At 44.4% G+C, this 20,260-nt stretch carries 12 protein-coding genes and 1 pseudogene; 7 read left to right on the forward strand and 6 right to left on the reverse strand.

Translation table 11 applies throughout. The features are described from left to right. Positions 1-56: 56 nt before the first annotated feature. Both groL and groES read right to left on the reverse strand, forming a co-directional pair. Positions 57-1,691: a chaperonin GroEL gene (groL, locus tag UYI_RS0129525; RefSeq protein ID WP_016870295.1), complete on the reverse strand. Its 1,635-nt coding sequence runs from the start codon at positions 1,689-1,691 to the stop codon at positions 57-59. A gap of 147 nt (positions 1,692-1,838) precedes the next feature. Further along, positions 1,839-2,150, reverse strand: a complete 312-nt coding sequence (gene groES / locus UYI_RS0129530; RefSeq protein WP_009756748.1) for a co-chaperone GroES — start codon at positions 2,148-2,150, stop codon at positions 1,839-1,841. Positions 2,151-2,488: 338 nt separating this feature from the next. Here groES and ftsH point away from each other — a divergent pair, with 338 nt between their 5' ends. Then, entirely contained in the window at positions 2,489-4,459 is a 1,971-nt protein-coding gene (gene ftsH / locus UYI_RS0129535) for an ATP-dependent zinc metalloprotease FtsH (RefSeq protein ID WP_016870296.1), read from the forward strand. A 440-nt stretch (positions 4,460-4,899) separates the two neighbouring features. Here ftsH and UYI_RS0129540 read toward each other — a convergent pair whose 3' ends face one another. Further along, on the reverse strand, positions 4,900-6,069 hold the full coding sequence (locus UYI_RS0129540) for a tetratricopeptide repeat protein (protein WP_016870297.1): 1,170 nt from the start codon (positions 6,067-6,069) through the stop codon (positions 4,900-4,902). A gap of 472 nt (positions 6,070-6,541) precedes the next feature. Then, positions 6,542-7,900 (reverse strand): alkaline phosphatase, encoded by a 1,359-nt coding sequence (locus tag UYI_RS0129545; RefSeq protein WP_016870298.1) that lies wholly within the window; start codon positions 7,898-7,900, stop codon positions 6,542-6,544. 148 nt (positions 7,901-8,048) lie between these two features. On the opposite strand from UYI_RS0129545, the gene UYI_RS0129550 reads away from it, so the two are divergent. Continuing rightward, positions 8,049-9,506: a carotenoid oxygenase family protein gene (locus UYI_RS0129550; protein ID WP_016870299.1), complete on the forward strand. Its 1,458-nt coding sequence runs from the start codon at positions 8,049-8,051 to the stop codon at positions 9,504-9,506. A 175-nt stretch (positions 9,507-9,681) separates the two neighbouring features. Here UYI_RS0129550 and UYI_RS0129555 read toward each other — a convergent pair whose 3' ends face one another. Continuing rightward, positions 9,682-10,341 (reverse strand): pentapeptide repeat-containing protein, encoded by a 660-nt coding sequence (locus tag UYI_RS0129555; RefSeq protein ID WP_016870300.1) that lies wholly within the window; start codon positions 10,339-10,341, stop codon positions 9,682-9,684. Positions 10,342-10,351: 10 nt separating this feature from the next. Further along, complete coding sequence (locus UYI_RS0129560) at positions 10,352-10,993, reverse strand: microcompartments protein (protein WP_016870301.1); 642 nt, start codon at positions 10,991-10,993, stop codon at positions 10,352-10,354. 564 nt (positions 10,994-11,557) lie between these two features. On the opposite strand from UYI_RS0129560, the gene pruA reads away from it, so the two are divergent. From pruA to UYI_RS0129590, 5 genes and pseudogenes are all read left to right on the forward strand, one after another. Beyond that, complete coding sequence (gene pruA / locus UYI_RS0129565) at positions 11,558-14,635, forward strand: L-glutamate gamma-semialdehyde dehydrogenase (protein WP_016870302.1); 3,078 nt, start codon at positions 11,558-11,560, stop codon at positions 14,633-14,635. A gap of 275 nt (positions 14,636-14,910) precedes the next feature. Next, positions 14,911-15,518 (forward strand): annotated as a pseudogene (locus UYI_RS33685) (YdeI/OmpD-associated family protein). 75 nt (positions 15,519-15,593) lie between these two features. Next, a complete protein-coding gene (locus UYI_RS0129580; protein ID WP_016870305.1) occupies positions 15,594-16,034 on the forward strand; it encodes a GNAT family N-acetyltransferase in 441 nt (146 codons plus the stop codon). Positions 16,035-16,125: 91 nt separating this feature from the next. Then, a complete protein-coding gene (locus UYI_RS0129585; RefSeq protein ID WP_016870306.1) occupies positions 16,126-18,780 on the forward strand; it encodes a glycosyltransferase family 39 protein in 2,655 nt (884 codons plus the stop codon). Between the two features lie 272 nt (positions 18,781-19,052). Beyond that, entirely contained in the window at positions 19,053-20,255 is a 1,203-nt protein-coding gene (locus UYI_RS0129590) for a lipid-A-disaccharide synthase-related protein (RefSeq protein WP_016870307.1), read from the forward strand. The last annotated feature ends 5 nt before the right edge of the window (positions 20,256-20,260 follow it).

Raw genomic sequence — 20,260 nt, forward strand, 5'->3', positions numbered from 1 at the left:
AGGAGAGAAATCAAATATTCCCTCCTCGTCGGTTTACACTATTTCATCTGTTACCATTAGTAGTCAAAGTCACCGCCGCCTGCTCCGGCGCCTGCGGGGGTTTTCTCCTTTGGTTCTGGTTTATCAACAACAATACACTCGGTTGTCAGCACCATACCTGCTACCGATGCAGCGTTTTGCAGAGCGCTACGAGCTACTTTTGCTGGGTCAACGATGCCAGCCTCAAACATGTTCGCAAACGTATCTTTGGCGGCATCATAGCCTTCGTCAAAGGGCAGCCCTCGCACATGTTCAGCAATCACTGCACCATTCACACCGGCGTTATCCGCAATCCGACGCAGGGGTGCATAGAGGGCACGTGCCACAATCATGGCACCGGTCAATTGTTCATCTTGAAGATTGCTCTTCGCCCATTCTTCCAGTTGCGGCGCGAGGTGAGCAAAGGTGGTGCCACCACCGGGCACAATCCCTTCTTCCACGGCGGCTTTAGTCGAGTTGATGGCGTCTTCCAGCCGGAGCTTACGGTCTTTTAATTCAGTTTCCGTTGCAGCTCCCACTTTGATGACTGCTACGCCACCTGCGAGCTTCGCCAGTCGTTCTTGCAGTTTTTCTTTGTCGTAGGACGAGTCGGTTTCCTCAATTTGGCGACGAATTTGTTCACAACGGGCTTTGACGGCTTTTTCGTTGCCTTCAGCCACGATCGTGGTGTCTTCTTTGGTGATGGTGACACGACGGGCTTTACCAAGCATTTCGAGCTTGGCATTTTCCAACTTCAAGCCTGTGTCTTCGCTGATTACCTGACCGTTGGTGAGGACGGCGATGTCTTCCAGCATGGCTTTACGGCGATCGCCAAATCCTGGTGCTTTGACGGCGCAGACCCGTAGTACGCCACGCATACTATTCACAACCAGAGTTGCCAAAGCTTCTTTTTCAATGTCTTCAGCAATGATCAGGAGCGGCTTGCCTGCCCGTGCCATCTGTTCCAGAATTGGCACTAGATCCTGCACCAGGGTAATCTTTCTGTCGGTAATCAGGATATAGGGTTCTTCCAGAATCGCTTCCATGCGTTCGGCATCGGTCACGAAATAGGGGGAAATATAGCCTTTGTCAAAGCGCATCCCTTCCGTGACTTCCAATTCCGTCTGCATAGACTTCCCTTCTTCTAGGGAAATTATGCCTTCTTTGCCGACTTTTTCCATCGCTTCGGCAATCATTTGCCCAACTTCAGCATCATTGCCCGCAGAAATGGTTGCCACCTGAGCAATCGATTTGGAGTCATCGATCTGACGGGCATGTTCCTGAATCCGGTCAACAATAAAGTGGGTGGCTTTATCAATACCTCGCTTCAACAGCAATGGATTCGCTCCAGCCGCCACGTTGCGCAACCCTTCTTTAACCATGGCATGGGCAAGTACGGTTGCGGTGGTCGTTCCATCTCCTGCTATATCGTTCGTTTTCGATGCCGCTTGACGCAGGAGAGACACTCCGGTGTTTTCTACGTGATCTTCTAGCTCAATTTCTTTGGCAATGGTCACGCCATCATTGATAATTTGCGGTGCGCCGTATTTCTTCTCCAGCACGACATTGCGCCCCTTAGGACCAAGGGTGACAGCCACCGCTTCTGCCAGTGCGTCAATCCCTTTTTCAAGACTGCGGCGAGCAACATCATTGTACAAAATGGTTTTGGCCATAGATAATCACTCTCCTGAAATGATTGAGATCATGAGCGTAGAACGTTCGACAGGAATCCAGCCGAGGCCGAACTTGACAGAAACTAACAGAAACTTAAGCAGATTTTTTGCTCATTGAAATGAGCAGAGGTGATAGAGCACAGATCTCTAGGCAACAATGGCAAGCACGTCTTTTTCTGACAGTAAGACGTAATCTTCACTGCCTAACTTAACGTCTGTGCCAGCGTACTTGGAATAGAGAACCTTGTCTCCAACGCTGACTTCCATCGGGATGCGATTTCCTGATTCATCACGTTTGCCCGGCCCAATTTGCACTACTTCACCGACCTGAGGCTTTTCTTTGGCGGTGTCGGGTAGCAAAATTCCGCCTGCTGTTTTCTCCTCGGCTTGGGCAACTTTAACAAATAAGCGATCGCCCAGGGGTTTTACCGTGGAAACATTCAAGCTAATGGTTGCCATAGGTATTCATCCTCCAAATACGCAATCTAATTACGCAACATCTGCCTGGAGCTATCATTCAAGGGTGTTCAGACTGACACCGTACCTACACCCAATAAATTGACAACTAAATCTGAGGACTTTCTGAGGAATAATCTCAACGATCTAACAATCCGATTGGATGATCGTTCTGATCGCGGTACTCATTTTTTCCACAGATTTGAATGTTCTACTCTAATCAGTAAATATGCAGGATTTAGTCTTCAGTAGGTTCTTGACAGAAGTAGGGTTTCCCGTCCAGAAGCCCTTGAACCTTTTGGGGTTTTCCGAACCAGTGATTACCAAAGGAAGTTGTGCTTATGCCTGTGGAAACTGAAACTCAGCGATCGCAAAAGCAGCCCAAACCCAGGGATGTAGGTGGCAGCTTATTGATTTTTCTAGTGAGCCTGTTTTTGCTGAATTTGCTGATTTTTCCTAACTTGAGTCCGCGCCCCCCCGAAGTTCCTTATAGCGAATTTGTTGAGCAGGTGGAAGCCGGACAGGTGGCACGGGCGATCGTCAGTCCGAATCGAATTGAGTACCAGTTGAAGCCCAAACCTGGTGAGACAGAGCCGCCACGCATTTTTGCCACAACGCCTGTAGCAATCGATTTGGACTTGCCGAAGATTTTGCGAGAGCATAATGTGGAATTTGCGGCTCCACCACCTAGCAATACGGGTTGGATCAGCACTCTCTTAGGCTGGGTGTTACCTCCGCTGATCTTCTTCGGCATTTGGGCTTGGTTGTTCAGTCGCGCTCAGGGGGGACCGGCAGCATTGACGGTGGGTAAAAGCAAAGCCCGGATTTACTCAGAAGGGGATACGGGGGTCACCTTTGCAGATGTTGCCGGGATCGACGAAGCGAAGGCAGAGCTACAGGAAATTGTCGATTTTCTCAAGCACGCCGATCGCTATGCCCGTCTGGGTGCGAAGATTCCCAAAGGGGTGTTATTAGTAGGTCCACCGGGAACGGGTAAAACTTTGCTGGCAAAGGCGATCGCTGGAGAAGCCGGTGTTCCTTTCTTTAGCATTTCCGGCTCGGAGTTTATTGAACTGTTTGTCGGGGTTGGGGCTGCACGGGTGCGCGACTTATTTGAACAAGCAAAGCAACAGGCTCCCTGTATTGTGTTTATTGATGAACTCGATGCCCTTGGTAAATCGCGGGCGGCGGGTGGCCCGTTTGTGGGCGGCAACGATGAGCGCGAACAAACCCTCAATCAATTACTAACCGAAATGGATGGATTTGATGCCAACACGGGAGTGATTATCCTGGCAGCAACCAACCGTCCAGAGGTGCTAGACCCAGCGCTGCGTCGTCCTGGTCGCTTTGATCGTCAGATAGCAGTCGATCGCCCCGATAAGATAGGACGCAAAGCAATTTTGGAGGTTCATGCCCGACGGGTTAAGCTCGCTGCTGATGTTGATTTAGACAAAATTGCCGCCCGCACCCCAGGCTTTGTCGGAGCCGACCTAGCGAACTTGGTGAACGAAGCCGCTCTCTTAGCCGCCCGCCAAAATCGGGATGCCGTGACGATGGCTGACTTTAATGAGGCAATTGAACGAGTGGTGGCTGGCTTGGAAAAGCGATCGCGCGTCCTTAATGATCTAGAGAAAAAGACCGTTGCCTACCATGAAGTGGGTCATGCCCTGGTTGGGGCATTGATGCCAGGGGCAGGAAAGGTTGAGAAAATCTCGATCGTGCCGCGAGGCGTGGGGGCTTTGGGCTATACGCTGCAATTGCCCGAAGAAGATCGGTTTCTCATGGTCGAGAGTGAATTGCGAGGACGAATTGCTACTTTGTTAGGGGGGCGATCGGCGGAAGAACTCATCTTTGGCGAAGTTTCCACCGGGGCAAGTGATGATATTCAGAAAGCGACCGATCTGGCGGAGCGTGCCGTGACCCTTTATGGCATGAGCGATACATTAGGCCCGGTGGCGTTTGAAAAAATTCAGCAGCAATTTTTGGAAGGCTATCCGAACCCGCGCCGCTCAGTCAGCCCCAAGGTAGCAGAGGAAATTGACCGTGAGGTGAAAGAAATTGTTGATGGTGCTCACCATATCGCTCTATCGGTCTTGCAAACAAACCGGGAACTGCTTGAAGAAACTGCCCAGACGCTACTCCAAACCGAAATTTTGGAGGGCGAAGCATTGCGATCGCCCTTAGAACGGGTTAAACCTCCGGCTGAACTTCAGCACTGGCTCCGCACAGGCCAACTTCCTGAAGGCCAGAATCTGTTACAAGACACACACAACTCACAACAAGCATCAAGCGATACTGCAAAGCCTATTTAACTTTGCAGTAGAGCAAGGATATATAAAATCCAACCCCATTTGGGGAATTAAATGTTGAGTGAACAGTAGGGAAGTGATTCTTGAACGCCATATCGCGGCTTTAAGCCCTTATGTAAATCGGCATATAAAAAGATACGGTGATTATGTAGTGAATTTACATAATATTCCCCAACCTTAGAGGCGGCAATGAATCTGCCATCCGAAATCTTTGAAAGCTAGGTATATCAAAGATTTCCAGACCCGGAGTGCAGGTTTTTACATGTATCTCGGTTTCATGTCAATACGGAAATAACTCTCGAAAAACTACACATAAGGAAAAATAAATTACATTTTTCCTGAAATTTGCTATTTTAGAAGCAATCCATTTATTGAGTGTCCTAAGCTTCCTGTAGAGGCTTAGGATTTTTTTTAGCTATAAGTTATGAGTTGGAAGTTTTACTCTAAATTAACCCCATTTCTTGCAATCCTTGCTTTAGTCGCTGTGCTTCTTGGGGATTATTTTTTTCATGTAAAGCGATCGCTCTCCCAAAGGCAGCTAAACTAGCCTGCAAGTTACCTAATTTTAGGAGTACAACTCCTAAATTTTGATATGCATCAGCGTAGTTAGGATTGATCCCTATGGCTTTTTGATAGCAAGCGATCGCGTCATTATATAAACCCATTGCTTTCAGAGTCATTCCTAAATTGTAATGTCCTGTGGCAAAATTAGGGTCAATTTTCAAAGCATTTTCGTAAGCAATTTTGGCATGATTTAAATCTCCAGCTGTTTTAAACAAATTACCTAAATTGTTATATGCACCTAGCTTCAGCATAGGATAAATAGGTAATTTAATTGCAGCTTGATAATGAGCAACAGCCTGTTTTAAATTTTGTACTCGACTGTAAGCAATGCCTAAATGATAGTACAGTTCATATAAAATGTCATAGTTGTCTTCTGCGGTAGTGACTCCTCTGGCCAATAACTCTACACCTTCTGAAATTTTCCCAGTTTCCACATATAATGCCCCTAATTTACTACAAACATAAGGATCATCAGGATGAGTAGCTAAAAACTCTTCCATTGCTGCTTGGGCTTTGGCATATTTATTGTTTTGGTTGATGACATCTTTTTGATAACCAGAATGGAGAATTGCCACACCTTGCAAATAACCGACTTGCCATTGTGGCTCTTTGGATAAAATCTCTGTGACGCTATCATCAACTAAAGCATGGTAAGGGCGAGAAAAATAAATTTCTGGATGATTACGAAATAAACGGGAAACCAGGGAATAGGGAGATTGTACCGCCCCTACTTCTTGCCGAACTAGATTAATCAGTAAATATTCTTCTCTATGAATTGCCTCTTGCAGCTGGGGTACAATTTTTTGTGCTAGACTTTCATCTGCATCTAAAACCAGAACCCAATCGCCTGTGACGTATTTTAAAGCTTCATTTCGGGCTGCACTAAAGTCATTGCACCATTGAAATTCATATACCTTTGCACCGAATTTCTTAGCTACATACACGGTGCTATCTGTTGAGCCTGTATCTAGTATTACTATTTCATCTACCACATTTCTGACGCTGCCCAGACATTTGGGTAGTGTTTTTTCTTCGTCTTTAACAATCATGCACAGGCTGAGCTTCATAAGATGATCGTATATTTATTTAAAAATTATGTAAATATAAGCAATTTTAAGTCTGTGCGAAAATCAATATCAACTAAACCATAGTGATCGCACACCCTACAGCAAACATATAGATCCCTGACTTCTCTCCAGAAGTCGGGGATCTTGTTTTTCGTCAAGTTTCAAGTTCTGATACCAATTTGAAAAAAGAATGCGACAGATAGGCCATCTTGTAGAGACGCGATTCATCGCGTCTTTATCCAAGGACGTGTTGCAATCATTAATTGAATTGGTATGAAGTTGGAGATTCTTGTTTCAAAACTGGATTGTGAGGTTCTGAGGCTGGAATTTTTATTTATTGAACGAACACTGATGTAGACGCGCTTATAGGCTTCCCGTACGCCATAAGGCGTTCCCGAAGGTAGGGTACACCGATGCACACAGATGGATCATGGGTTTGCTGTTATATTGATCTTTAATCTGAAGTTTCCCGATCCCTGTTCCCCGTTTTACCAAACAATGTCCTGTACATCAACTTATAAATATCTGTATTATCTGCTGTATTTGGTAGTAACTCAGCATTAAATCCATGCGCTTTGGCAACAATTGCTCCAGTGAAATCACCTAAACCAGCCCAAGCGATCGCAAACGGAAAGCGTTTACCTTCTTTGTCTGGTGCAGAGACAAACGGTACAGTAGCAGTCCCATCTTTCCCATCCCAAGGTGAACCGTTTTCGCCTTTTTCTGGCAAAGGCTTATCTAAAGGGAAATCTTTCTCTGTGACTCCTACTACTTCTAATCCTCCAGCATCGCTATCTGCGGCTGTCACTAATAAAGTATGTGGGTTTTTCTCAATAAATTTCATTGCCACACCAACGGCATCATCAGCGTGCTTGACTGCTTCTATGCAACCAGCTGCGTGATTAAAATTACAAAAGTTATCGCTACCCTCTTCTTCCAAAACCACAAAAAAACCATTTGAGTTTTGCGAAACTATCTTTAAAGTTGCATCCAGCATTTCCGCAACTGTTGGCGCTGTGGGTACATACAAAGGCAAATTCTGCTGTTTCAATTCTTCTTCTGGCGCATCATTGTAGGTATCGTCGGCGGCAAAAATGCCTAGTACTTTCTTAGTATTTGCTGGTAATTGCAAAAGTTCATCGCGAGTATAAACCACGGTGTAACCCTTTTGTTTTGCTTCTTCAATCAAATTTATGCCATCTCGACGTTGACTTTGTTCGGCGGTGGCGTGTCTGCCGGCTATGCCTTTGGGTAGATACCACATCTCGCCACCACCCATGATGACATCGACTCCAGACAGAACAATTTGTTTGGTGATTTCGGCAAATTCGCGACGATTTGCTGCCTTGGCGACAAATGCACCTGTTCCCGGTTCGTGAATCATCCCAGAGTTTATGATTGCCGTTCCCTTGCCTGTAGCGATCGCTTCTTCCATAATTGTTTGAGGTTGATCACAAAAGGCTACTACGGGTTGTAAAGCTTCATTCAATCCGAAAGAGTCAGCATTGACTTTCACTCCTGTAGCGTGAGTGACCGCACCAGCATTAGAAGTGGCAGTGAGTTGGTTTTTCATGTGTCCCAAATACACAGCCAGGTGGGACATTTTATCCCAATTGAGTCTACCATCAGGGCCAAGGTAAAGCACCCGCGCTGCTCCCCAGTGAGATGCACTTGTCCCATCCGGATGGATAAAGATCACGTTCCCTTGGCGGGAGTTTATGTTAACTAGATTTTGGGAATTGCAGGCTACTAATATAGCTACTAAGACAGTGACAGTGAAGGCAATTATTTTGTTATTAAATAACTTGAGCATACGTTTAATAGAGATGTAAGAATGCGGGGTGTAGGGGTGTGGGGGTATACGGATGTAGGGGTATGATTCAAGCTATTTCCCTTACCTCCTTACACCCTTACACCCTTACACCCTTACACCCTTACACCCTTTCTTCGGTAAATTTTCTATGGCTTTAATTAACGAAAAGTTAAGAAAAAAAGCTTGGGCAAATGCGATCGCTAAACCCGCCCAAGAATTCCCACTTACCCCCCTACCTGTAATTTCTGGCACAATCCCACCTGGTTTACGCGGTACATTATATCGCAACGGCCCTGGACGGCTAGAGCGGGGCGGTATTCATGTGGGACACTGGTTTGATGGAGATGGTGCAATTCTGGGAGTACACTTCAACACCCCCCCTTACCAAGGGGGGGACAGGGGGGGTGCTACTGCTGTCTATCGCTACGTCCAAACAGATGGTTACAAAGAAGAAACAGCAGCAGGCAAACTGCTTTATGGTAACTACGGAATGACAGCACCGGGAGCATTTTGGAATCGATGGTTAAAGCCAATTAAAAATGTTGCCAATACCTCGGTGCTAGCATTACCTGATAAACTATTGGCTCTGTGGGAAGGTGATCATCCCTATGCTTTAGACCTACAAACACTAGAAACCAAAGGTTCAGACAATTTAGGCGGACTTGACAAAGGCTTGCCTTATTCTGCCCATCCTAGTGTAGACTTACACACCAAAGAGATTTTTAACTTTGGTGTCTCTCCTGGAGCAAATGCTGTACTCAATCTTTTTAAAAGTGACTGGACAGGTAAAATTGTCCAAAAAGCGAAATTTACTCTAAATGGCTTTCCTGCCATCCATGATTTTGTTTTAGCAGGACCATATCTGGTGTTTTTTGCTCCTGCTGTACGGGTGAATGTTTTTCCCATCCTCGCAGGAATAAGTACTTATAGTGAGTGTCTCCAATGGCAACCCCAGGTAGGAACGCAAATTTTAATTTTTAACCGCCAAACACTTTCCTTGGTAAGTCGGGGAGAAACAGAACCTTGGTTCCAGTGGCATTTTGCCAATGGTTATGTAGATCCTAACGGTGAAGTAATTGTAGATATTGCCCGCTATCAGGACTTTCAGACAAACCAGTTTCTGCAAGAAGTAGCGTTTGGTGAGACTCACACACCAGCCAAGAGTACATTGACGCGAGTTCGCATAAATCCTCAAACTGGTGCAGTGACAAACATTCAACAAATATTAGATCGCCATTGTGAATTCCCCAGCGTCCCACCTGAAAACGTCGGACAAGCCTCGCGCTACACTTATCTTTCCATCTCTCAAGAAGGAACAGATATTAGCCAAGAAATATTAAATGGAATCGCCTGCTACGATCACAAAACCGAAACTCTCACCGAAGCAGACTTGGGTGAAAATCGCTATCCTAGTGAACCCATCTACGTTACAGACGCCGACAATCCAGAACAAGCTTGGATTTTAACGGTTGTGTATGATGGCAATTGCGATCGTAGTCAAGTTTGGGTTTTTGATGCCCATCGGTTAAGTGAAGAACCTGTGTGTAAGCTGGAACTACCAAGTGTGATTCCTCATAGTTTTCATGGAACTTGGAAAGGGGTGTAGGGAAGTCCATAAAAGATAGTCTTTTTATAAATCGTAGACGCGCAAGCGGCTTCCCGCAGGGTACACCGATGCACAGCGATAAACACCGATGTACTTTGAAAAACTCTGCGCCCCTCTGCGCTTACTCTGCGCCCCTCTGCGTTTAAAAAAAATTATAAGTTTACGCAAAGCCGTACTAATAATCAGGCATAATCGCATCCTGAAGATTCGCACCGTTCAGATTAGCCCCCGCTAACTTCGCTCCTGTGAGGTTAGCACCTGCTAAATTTGCCCCTTTAAGGTTACTCCATCGTAAGTCAGCACCTCGCAAGTCAGCCTCACTCAGATTAGCCCGTAACAAATAAGCACTACTCAAGTGAGCTTTGCTGAGATTTACTTGATAAAGATCAGCTTTATAAAGGTAGGCTCCTATTAATTCCGCATCGTACAGGTTTGCTTTGCTCAAATCTGCCCCAATCAAGTTAGCTTCGATGAGGTTGGCAAAACAGAGGTTAGTACGATGCAGCTTGGCTGTACCCAAATCAGCACCTCTCAAGTTTGCACCTTTTAAGTCAGCCCCAATTAAATTAGCATCAGCAAGCACAGCGTTTTTGAGGTTAGCTTGACTCAAGTTAACCCCAATCAAATTGGCATGGCTCAAATTTGCCTGGGTAAGTTTGGCAAAACTTAAATTAGCAACACTGAAATTAACTAAACTCAAGTTAGCTTCAGCCAAATTTGCTTCATAGAGATCAACACCACTCAAATCTGGTTCAATATCGGGGTTTTTTTCTCTCCACTCCATCCACGTGACTGCACCAGCTTTCAGTAAAGCCAGATGCTCTTGATTTGCCATTTTGTCTCCTTTATTCCTGACGCACTGCCAGGGGATTTGTCCTACCTGCTACACTTTCAATTGCAGTTAACGCTCCAGCTGCACCTGCAAGAATATCCCGTTCTTGTCCACCCAAATACAGCCGTCCAAAACTACCCACCGCTTGAACTTCCAAAATATTAATCGCTGCTGCTTTCTCAGCTTCATTCGCAGCGAGGGCGGCGTAAGCAGCAGGCTCAACTTCCAATACATACAGCGTTTGTCCTGCCAGTAATAATTGTCCCCGACGCGTACGGTTGATCAATTGTGTTTGGTAAGCATCAATGTTGCGGATAATCTGGCTAGAAACAACACGCGGTTTGAGACATTCTTCTCTTCTGACTCCTAGTGTTGCTAAAATTGCTTGACCAGCTGCTCGTGTTTCCCCTTGGGAAGCAGAATGAACTTCCAATAAACCGTAGAGTCGTTCAACTACCTGTACTCCCGGACGAACAGAAGCAGCTTTCAGCGCAACATCTGTAATCCGATTAATCTCAATCCCAGGCGAGATTTCCACCCACAGCGATGTATCCCCAGGTAATGGCAAGAAACCTTGAGCTACCGTTCCCATATATGCTGCGTGTTGAGGTTGCAAGCTATCAAGAAATACGAAACTGCGTAGTTCTACTCCCAAGGTTCTATTCTCCAGTCATCAGGGTCAAAGTGATTTGTTGCAAAATGTATACTTATCTTTAAACTACCATAAAGATATGTTGATACATAAGCGAGAGAATCACCCTGTAGCCCTTGTCTACATACTGCTTAAGTCTTACGCACACTCTACCAGTCCTTGGCGTTCTTGGCGTCATGGCGGTTAAATAAATAAAGCTTTTTGGCGACTTTGCATAACTCCTCACTAACTTTACCGTGATCATCTCACCGAGAATCAGAACAGCTTAACCAGCCGCATACCCAGTCACCCCGAACTTAAGTTACATAAATACAGTAAATACTGCCAGAAAACAGCTTCGTCGTTCACAATCGTCTCATATCCTCAAAATCTGGATGTGGTAGCTACAAAATCAAAGAGCGAAAATAGAATACATAGGTATTGCAGTATCAGTTATTTTAGTAAATCTCTTGTGCAAATCACTGAAAAACCCCTCCAAATCCCCCCTTGCTAAGGGGCTGGAGTTTTTAAGTTTACTGATAACTGATAACTGATCACTGCTAACTGTCATATAGGAGTTTGTTATCTGTGGTTTTACAAGTAAAAACTAGTGCCTACGAAGCGAAAACCCAAGAAATTGCTAGAGTTTTGCTAGGAGCAACCCAAGAAAATCGTAATTTCTTCTCGGCGTTACGCGATCAGATGCGCTGGGATGATCGAATGCTGGCTTGGGCGATGAGCAATCCCGGATTGCGAGTGCAGTTATTTCGTTTTATAGACACTTTACCTGCTTTACATAGCAAATCGGAAATTGCCGCACACTTACAGGAATATTTAGGCGATGAGACCGTAGAATTACCATCTGCCTTAAAGGGAATGTTAAATTTTGCCAATCCTGATTCCATGCCAGGACAGGTTGCTGCTACAACTGTGGCTACAGCAGTAGAAACATTAGCTCATAGATATATTGCTGGAGAAAATATTAAACAGGTACTCAAGACGATTGAGCGACTGCGTAAAGACAAGATGGCTTTCACCGTAGATTTACTAGGTGAGGCGGTAATTACGGAAGCAGAAGCACAATCTTATCTGGAACGCTATCTTGATTTGATGCAAGAATTAGCAGAAGCAGCGAAGAATTGGGCAACTGTGCCGTTAATTGATCAAGCAGATGGCGAACCATTGCCGAAAGTTCAGGTTTCTGTCAAGTTGACGGCTTTTTACTCCCAGTTTGATCCATTAGATCCTCAAGGTAGTGAAGCAAGGGTAAGCGATCGCATTCGTATTCTTTTGCGTCGTGCTAAGGAGTTGGGTGTTGCTGTTCACTTTGATATGGAACAGTATGAGTACAAAGATTTAATCTTCAACATTCTGAAAAAACTTTTGCTCGAAGAAGAGTTTCGCACCCGTACAGATATTGGCATGACCATCCAAGCATATCTGCGGGACAGCGAACAAGATGCTAAAGCATTAATTGATTGGGCAAAGGAACGTGGTTATCCCATTACAATTCGCCTAGTAAAAGGTGCGTACTGGGATCAAGAAACCATCAAAGCAGAACAGAAACATTGGCCACAGCCAGTTTACAACGACAAATTAGCAACGGATGCGAACTTTGAGAACATTACTCAGTTATTGCTGGAAAATCATCAATATGTCTATGCTGCCATTGGTAGCCATAACGTGCGATCGCAAGCTCATGCTATAGCGATCGCCCAAAGCTTAAAAGTTCCTAGTCGTTGCTTTGAAATGCAAGTCCTCTACGGGATGGGTGACAAACTCGCCAAAGCTTTAGTTGATCAGGGTTATCGCGTCCGCGTTTACTGTCCCTACGGTGAACTTCTCCCCGGAATGGCATATCTGATTCGTCGCTTGCTGGAAAATACTGCCAATAGTTCTTTCTTAAGACAAAATTTGGAAAATCGTCCTGTAGAAGAACTACTAGCACCCCCAACCTTAAAACAGGAAGACAAAGAGAAAGTTGCTAGGGGAGATGGCAGAAGAGAACTTTTAGCAACAGACACAGACGACAAAGTTGCCAGGGGAGACGGGAGAAGAGAGTTTAGAACTTTAGAAGAAAACGGAAAAACTGCTGTCAAATTTGTGGGTGCAGCAGATACAGATTATGCAGAGGAAGAATCAAGAAAGGAATCACAACAAGCTTTGCAAACTGTTCGCCACCAACTTGGTAAAACCTATCTGCCGTTAATTAATGGTGAGTATGTTAACACCCAAGAAATGATCAATTCTGTTAACCCTTCAAATTACACTGAAGTAGTTGGTAAAATTGGTCTTCTAAGTATCGAACAAGCAGAACAGGCAATGCAAGCTGCAAAAGCAGCCTTTCCTAGTTGGCGCACAACACCAGTCAAACAACGTGCTGGTATTTTGTACAAAGCTGCTGATTTAATGGAACAGCGTCGTGCCGAACTTGCTGCTTGGATTGTGCTGGAAGTCGGAAAACCAGTGCGAGAAGCAGACGCAGAAGTAAGTGAGGCGATCGACTTCTGTCGCTACTATGCTGTGGAGATGGAACGGCTGGAGCAAGGTTACAATTACGACGTTGCTGGCGAGACAAATCGTTATATTTACCAGCCACGGGGAATTGCAGTCGTCATTTCTCCTTGGAATTTTCCGTTAGCGATCGCCACAGGAATGACAGTCGCAGCTTTGGTTGCGGGTAATTGTACCCTCCTCAAACCTGCGGAAACATCATCGGTGATTGCAGCGAAACTGACAGAAGTCTTAGTTGATGCTGGTATACCCAAAGGTGTATTTCAATACATACCAGGTAAGGGTTCCCAAGTTGGTGCTTACTTGGTTAATCACGTCGATACCCATGTAATCGCTTTTACTGGTTCTCAAGAGGTGGGCTGTAGAATTTACGCAGAAGCTGCCAACCTTAAACCCGGTCAAAAGCATATGAAACGAGTAATTGCAGAGATGGGAGGCAAGAATGCAATTATCGTAGATGAAAGTGCTGATTTAGACCAAGCTGTCATAGGTGTTGTGCAATCGGCATTTGGTTACAGCGGTCAAAAATGTTCTGCTTGTTCACGGGTGATTGTCCACACAGCTATTTACGATAGCTTTGTACGGCGTTTCACAGAAGCAACCAAATCGCTAAACGTCGGTGCGGCAGAGTTACCTGGTACTAAGGTAGGGCCCGTGATTGATGCTAATGCACGCGATCGCATTCGCGAGTATATTGAAAAAGGCAAAACAGAAGCAAAGGTTGCTTTAGAAATGCCAGCACCAGAGAATGGGTATTTTATTGGCCCGGTAATCTTTACAGATGTATCACCAAATGCAGTAATTGCTCAACAAGAAATTTTTGGTCCCGTCGTCGCCGTCATTAAGGCGAACAATTTCCAGGAGGCTTTGTCAATTGCCAACGGTACTAACTATGCTTTGACCGGAGGACTTTATTCTCGCACACCATCGCACATTCAAAAAGCACAAGAAGATTTTGAAGTCGGGAATCTGTACATTAACCGCACCATCACCGGTGCTATAGTCGCAAGACAACCTTTTGGTGGTTTCAAGCTTTCTGGAGTTGGTTCTAAAGCTGGTGGTCCTGATTACTTACTGCAATTTTTAGAACCGCGTACGATCACCGAGAATATTCAACGACAAGGTTTTGCGCCGATTGAAGGAGCAGATTGAAGAAGGCAGATAGATGGTGAGGCAGCCCCCCAAAAAGGCGGTTTCCGGCGATGGGGGACTGCCGAACCCGAAGGGCAGATGGCAGAAGGAACAATTGGACGGGGATTCAAACCTGATGCCAACTGAAAGATTTACTATTTAGGCTGACGCAGAGAGATTTGAATGTTAACTCTGTGTTCTCTGCGTCTCTGCGGTAAAAAGTCATTTATTTAACCACAGAGGCACAGAGAAAACAGAGGCATATCAGAAAACAGCAAGCTTTTAAGTAAAGCTATATGCCAAATAAATTTGAAACACAACTAGAAAGCTTTTATGCCAAAAACCGCAAAGAATGGCGAGAATGGTTAGAGAAAAATCATCGTATCTCCGTTGGTGTATGGCTCATCTATTACAAAGTAAAAAGTGGTCATACAAAGTAAAAAGTGGTCAACCAAGTGTTAAATATAGCGAAGCAGTAAAAGAAGCCTTATGTTTTGGCTGGATTGATAGTAAAGTCAAATCATTAGACGAAGAACGTTACATGCAAATATTTACACCTCGAAAATCGAAAAGTGTATGGTCAAAATTAAATAAGCAATATATAGAAGAACTTATTGAACAAGGTTTAATGACTGAAGCTGGTTTAGAAAAAATTACACCTGCAAAACAAGATGGTTCATGGACATCGTTAGACGCGATCGAGGCATTAATAATTCCGGCAGATTTAAAACAAGCATTAGAAGCAAATGAAACTGCCAAGAGATATTTTGAGAAATTTAGTAACTCCTCGAAAAAGAATATTCTCTTGTGGATTGAGAGTGCAAAACGGCCGGAAACAAGATTAAAACGTATTGAGCAAACTATAATTTCAGTCGCGCAGGATAAAAATCCATTGCTGCGATAATTATGCTATTGATGAGTCCTATATATAGAAAAATATAATCTATAGGGGTAAAATCAGAGAATTTAGAGTGAAATGATGAGTAATTTAACAATCAGAGTTGCTCATATACCTGAAGAGTTACTAGAAATTGAGAAAATTAGAAGGGTAGTTTTTCAAGAAGAACAGGGAGTGGAACAAGATTTAGATTTTGATGGTCTAGATGAGATATGTGATCAGTTGATTGCTTATTTAAATGGAGAATGCGTAGGTACAGCTAGGATTAGATATTTGGATGAGAAAACCGCAAAAATAGAAAGATTAGCCGTCTTAGGAATGGCAAGAGGACAGGGTATTGGTCAGAAAATTACAGAAAAAGCACTCGAAGTCATAGCTAGTAAAAATATCCCAGAAGTTTTAATTAATGCTCAAGAGTATGTAAAAGGTTTATATCAAAAACTAGGTTTTCAGCAAGAAGGAGAAGTTTTTGAAGAAGCTGGAATTCTTCATGTAAAAATGAGGAAAATATTAATTTGTTAGTTGTTAGTTGGTCGTTGGTGGTTGATTGTTGAGAAGAACCAACAACAAACAACAAACAACAAACAACTAACCATTATAGTGTTCCTGGTTTATGAGTCATCCAAAAAATCGGCGCAAACAGTTTAAGAATTTACTGATACTCAGCATAATTTGGCTATTGGGTGCGGTGTGCGATCGCATCTGGTTTGCTTTAGACAATTCTATTCCAGCTTGGGATCAGGCAGATTATTTAACTGGCACTTTGATTTATTGGCAAGCATTGCAGCATCCCCAATTCTGGGATAGCCAATGGTGGCAAAATTTTTGGATGTTATCTTCTAAAATCCCACCCTTAACTTACATTGTTGGGGCTGTTGTTCAAAATATTTTTGGCACTGGGCCAGATCAAGCTGCACTAATTATGCTGTTATTTAGTGCTGTTTTATTAGGTTCAGTTTATGGATTAGGTGCAATATTATTTAGCGAAGCTGTAGGTTTGTGGGCAGCTGCACTCTGTCAAGTCATGCCTGCGCTTTATAGATTACGCTTAGATTTTCTCCTCGATTATCCCCTTGCAGCTGTTGTCACCCTCAGTTTTTTTTGCCTGACACTTTGGAAAGTCAAAGGCAGAAGACAGAAGGCAGATGGTGAGGCAGCCCCCGTCTTGGCGGTTTCCGGCGATGGGGGACTGCCGAACCCGAAGGGCAGATGGCAGAAGACAGAAAGCCACGAATTCTCCCCCTACCTCCCCACCTCCCTACCTCCCCACCATCCCCTCTGGGCAGCAGCTTTTGGCTTATCCTTGGGTTTGGCATTAATGGTGAAGCAGACGGCGTTATTTTTTCTGCTGACACCGATAGTATGGGTGGGATTTGGCGCACTTCGTCAACGTTGTTGGGGAAAGTTATTCCAGTTACTAGGGGCTTTATGTTTGTCGATATTGGTGTTTAGTCCCTGGTATCGCACCAATTGGTTGCTTATTCTGACATCTGGCAAACGGGCAACAATAGATTCTGCGATCGCTGAAGGTGAAGCACCCCTGAATACACTAAAAGCTTGGACTTACTATTGGGAACAATTGCCACAACAGGTGTCGTTGCCTTTGTTAGTTGTACCGATAGTTGCATTGCTTATTTATTGGGGACGTTCATTAAAAGGCATCCAGACGCAGAGAGTGGGAGACAAAGAGAAATTTTTCATCACATCTGTGCCTCAGAGTACTTCCTCACTCCGATGGTTAGTAATCTTTTTGGTAGGTGCTTACTTCCTGTCATCTTTAAACCCAAACAAAGATGCTCGATATGTGTTGCCTTATTTACCTACTCTTTCAGTATTATTAGCATATGGATTTACCCGCTTCCGAAGTCTCTGGGCACGGCGCATTCGCTGGGGTACTTTTGGTTTGGCAGTACTTTTAATGTTATTCAACTTGTTTCCCATTGGCGGCTTTGTTGGTGATGGGATGACATTAGCTTTGAGTCCCAATGCCCAGCATTACCCTTATATGAAAGAGGAGTTACCTCATCGCCAGATAATTGCCCAAATCATTGCCACAGAACCATATTTGCGTTCTACATTGGGAGTATTACCATCCACCACAAAAATTAACCAGCATAATTTGAATTACTATGGTAGATTAGCAAATTCCCAAGTTTATGGACGACAGGTAGGAATAAAAAAGAAATTTGTCAATCAGGATGCGCGATCGCTTTCATGGTTCCTCACCAAAACAGGCAAACAAGGTTCAGTCCCAAAAGCCCAAGCTCTGATAGTTAAAAGTGTAGAGCAAGATGGCAATTTCCAACTTCACAAGTCTTGGGTTGTCGATAGCAGCACTCTTAAGCTTTATCATCAACAAACCCCACCGATAGAAGTCAAAGCAATTTCCCCAAAACCACCACAAACTAAGATTGCTCTATTGCAAGTCACAGTACCAGAAAAAACTCCACCAGGAGTACCAGTATCTGTAAGTTATGAGTGGACTGGCGCTTGGGAAGAATTGCAAAACGGGATAGTATTACTGACTTGGAAAAACCTCACCAAGGATAAGGAGGAGATTTCATGGATACATGATCATGGTATCGGCATGGGAAATTTATATGCAGGTGCAAACAAACCTCAAGGTACATTCCAAGTTACTGAAAGAATGGCAATGTTACCACCTGCTGATATTGCGCCAGGAAATTATATTTTAGAGGCTATTTACCTCAACCGAGTTTCGGGGGAAAGTTATTTAATTCCTGTTCCAAAAGTAACATTACAAATCGATTCCCAAGCCACTGCTACGACTGCACCAGAGTTGGATTTAATCACGCAATTAAGGGATTTAGCAGCAAATTTACCTCAAGGTAGAAAGGCATTGGAGCAATTATTTGCAGAAATTGCACGTATTAATCAATACGACCCTATCCAAGATTATTTGGAACAGGCGCGATTGAGTTTAGCATATAGATTGCAGCATGTTTCGCAAAACCGTGATTGGGCTTACGCCTTGGCTTTAGCCAACGTATTGCAGAAAAGAGTCAATGGTGCAATAGCAGCTTTAGAAAAAGTTACTCAGCTAGACTCAGAAAATCCTTACGCCTGGGCATATTTAGCATTTGTGCAAATCTATAATTGGCAGCCTGGTGCTGCGGAAAAATCTCTCCAACCGAGCTTGGCTAAAAACCCTGACTTAAAAGAAATTCAAGCATTGCATGGAGTTGCTGCGCTCATGCAAGGAAAGATAATTCGAGCATGGGAGATTTTTCAGAAGTTAAGAGCCTAATAGGGAGGATCTCAAACGTTTGAGTTTATTTTTAAACGCAGAGGCTCGCAGAGATTGACGCAAAGGAACGCAGAGTGTTGATTAGAGCTACTTCGTTTTGTGTTTTGAAAATTTGGGATGCTCCCGGCTCATAGCGCTGCCTTGGAAATCAAAGTCATAAAATGACTTTGACCTTTTGGATAACGGGTTTGCCGCTAAGTTAGCTCTCTGATACTCTATTTTCAAAATATACTTCAATCCCCGATCCCTAATCCCCGATCCCAATTCCCAATATGCCTTCTAAGCGAATTTTGTTTATCAGTAACGGTCATGGAGAGGACAACCACACCTCTCATGTTATTCAAACCCTGCGCCAATTGTGTCCTTCTCTGGAAATGGCGGCAATGCCGATTGTGGGGGAAGGAAAAGCCTACCGCAGCTTGAACATCCCCATTATTGGGCCGACGCAAACGATGCCCTCTGGGGGATTTTTCTATATGAGGCGTCTGTATTTGCTCAAAGATTTTCAATCAGGATTGATTGGGTTAACGTGGCGTCAGTTACAAGCGGTGTTACAGTATGCTCCTGAGTGTGATTTGATTATGGCTACTGGGGATTTTATTTCCCAGACATTTGCTTATTTAACAAAGCGCCCTTTCGTCTCTTTTATTTCTTGTCTTTCTGCTCTCTACGAAGGGCGGTTGCGTCTCAATCCGCTTCTATGGCACGATCTCAATTCTTCTCGTTGTCTAGCAGTTTTCACCAGAGATCCCTATACAGCTTCTGACCTGCAACGGCAAGGTTTAGCTAAAGCTAAATTTGGTGGTATCCCTGCTTTAGATAGACTCGTCCCCACTGGTAAAAACTTACATCTGATACCGGATGTTCCCGCGATCGCTCTTCTGCCAGGGTCACGGATGCCTGAAGCCGCACGAAATTTTTGTTTGCAGTTGCAACTGGTGCGAGAAATCGCCAAAGTGGCGTCTGGGCAACAACTACAATTCTACGCAGCTTTAGTACCAAATTTGATGTCGGAACTAGACGACATTGCCAAAAGTCAAGGTTGGCAGCACGAGCAAGGCATACTCACCTATGCTGCTGCTGGAAGTTCTCCTGTGGAAGTGAGATGTTACTCAGATGCGTTTAATGACATTGTATATTACTCTACCCTCATTCTTGGTATGGCAGGCTTGGCGGTGGATCTAGCAGTAGCGAGTGGAAAACCTGTCATCCAAATTCCTGGAGAAGGCCCTCAATTTACCTATCAATTTGCAGAGGCGCAAACACGGCTATTGGGTATAAATGCCCAAACAATCGGCACTAAGCCAGCAACCCTTGAGATTCTACAGCAAGCAGCTCGACGAGTCATTGAGACTGTGCAAGATTCTGACTACCTCGCTAAATGCAAAGAAAATGGCCCGGAACGATTTGGCCCGCCTGGTGCGTCTGAGAGAATTGCCCGCTTTCTGCTAACCTATCTAGGGGAAATTAAGTAGAAATT

The organism is Fischerella muscicola PCC 7414 (assembly GCF_000317205.1).
GTDB classification, from domain to species: domain Bacteria; phylum Cyanobacteriota; class Cyanobacteriia; order Cyanobacteriales; family Nostocaceae; genus Fischerella; species Fischerella muscicola.

Coding starts and splice junctions, on each gene's coding strand:
- groL (WP_016870295.1), bottom strand. CDS start 1,691: ATGGCCAAAACCATTTTGTACAATGATGTTGCTCGCCGCAGTCTTGAA.
- groES (WP_009756748.1), bottom strand. CDS start 2,150: ATGGCAACCATTAGCTTGAATGTTTCCACGGTAAAACCCCTGGGCGAT.
- ftsH (WP_016870296.1), top strand. CDS start 2,489: ATGCCTGTGGAAACTGAAACTCAGCGATCGCAAAAGCAGCCCAAACCC.
- UYI_RS0129540 (WP_016870297.1), bottom strand. CDS start 6,069: ATGATTGTTAAAGACGAAGAAAAAACACTACCCAAATGTCTGGGCAGC.
- UYI_RS0129545 (WP_016870298.1), bottom strand. CDS start 7,900: ATGCTCAAGTTATTTAATAACAAAATAATTGCCTTCACTGTCACTGTC.
- UYI_RS0129550 (WP_016870299.1), top strand. CDS start 8,049: ATGGCTTTAATTAACGAAAAGTTAAGAAAAAAAGCTTGGGCAAATGCG.
- UYI_RS0129555 (WP_016870300.1), bottom strand. CDS start 10,341: ATGGCAAATCAAGAGCATCTGGCTTTACTGAAAGCTGGTGCAGTCACG.
- UYI_RS0129580 (WP_016870305.1), top strand. CDS start 15,594: ATGAGTAATTTAACAATCAGAGTTGCTCATATACCTGAAGAGTTACTA.
- UYI_RS0129585 (WP_016870306.1), top strand. CDS start 16,126: ATGAGTCATCCAAAAAATCGGCGCAAACAGTTTAAGAATTTACTGATA.
- UYI_RS0129590 (WP_016870307.1), top strand. CDS start 19,053: ATGCCTTCTAAGCGAATTTTGTTTATCAGTAACGGTCATGGAGAGGAC.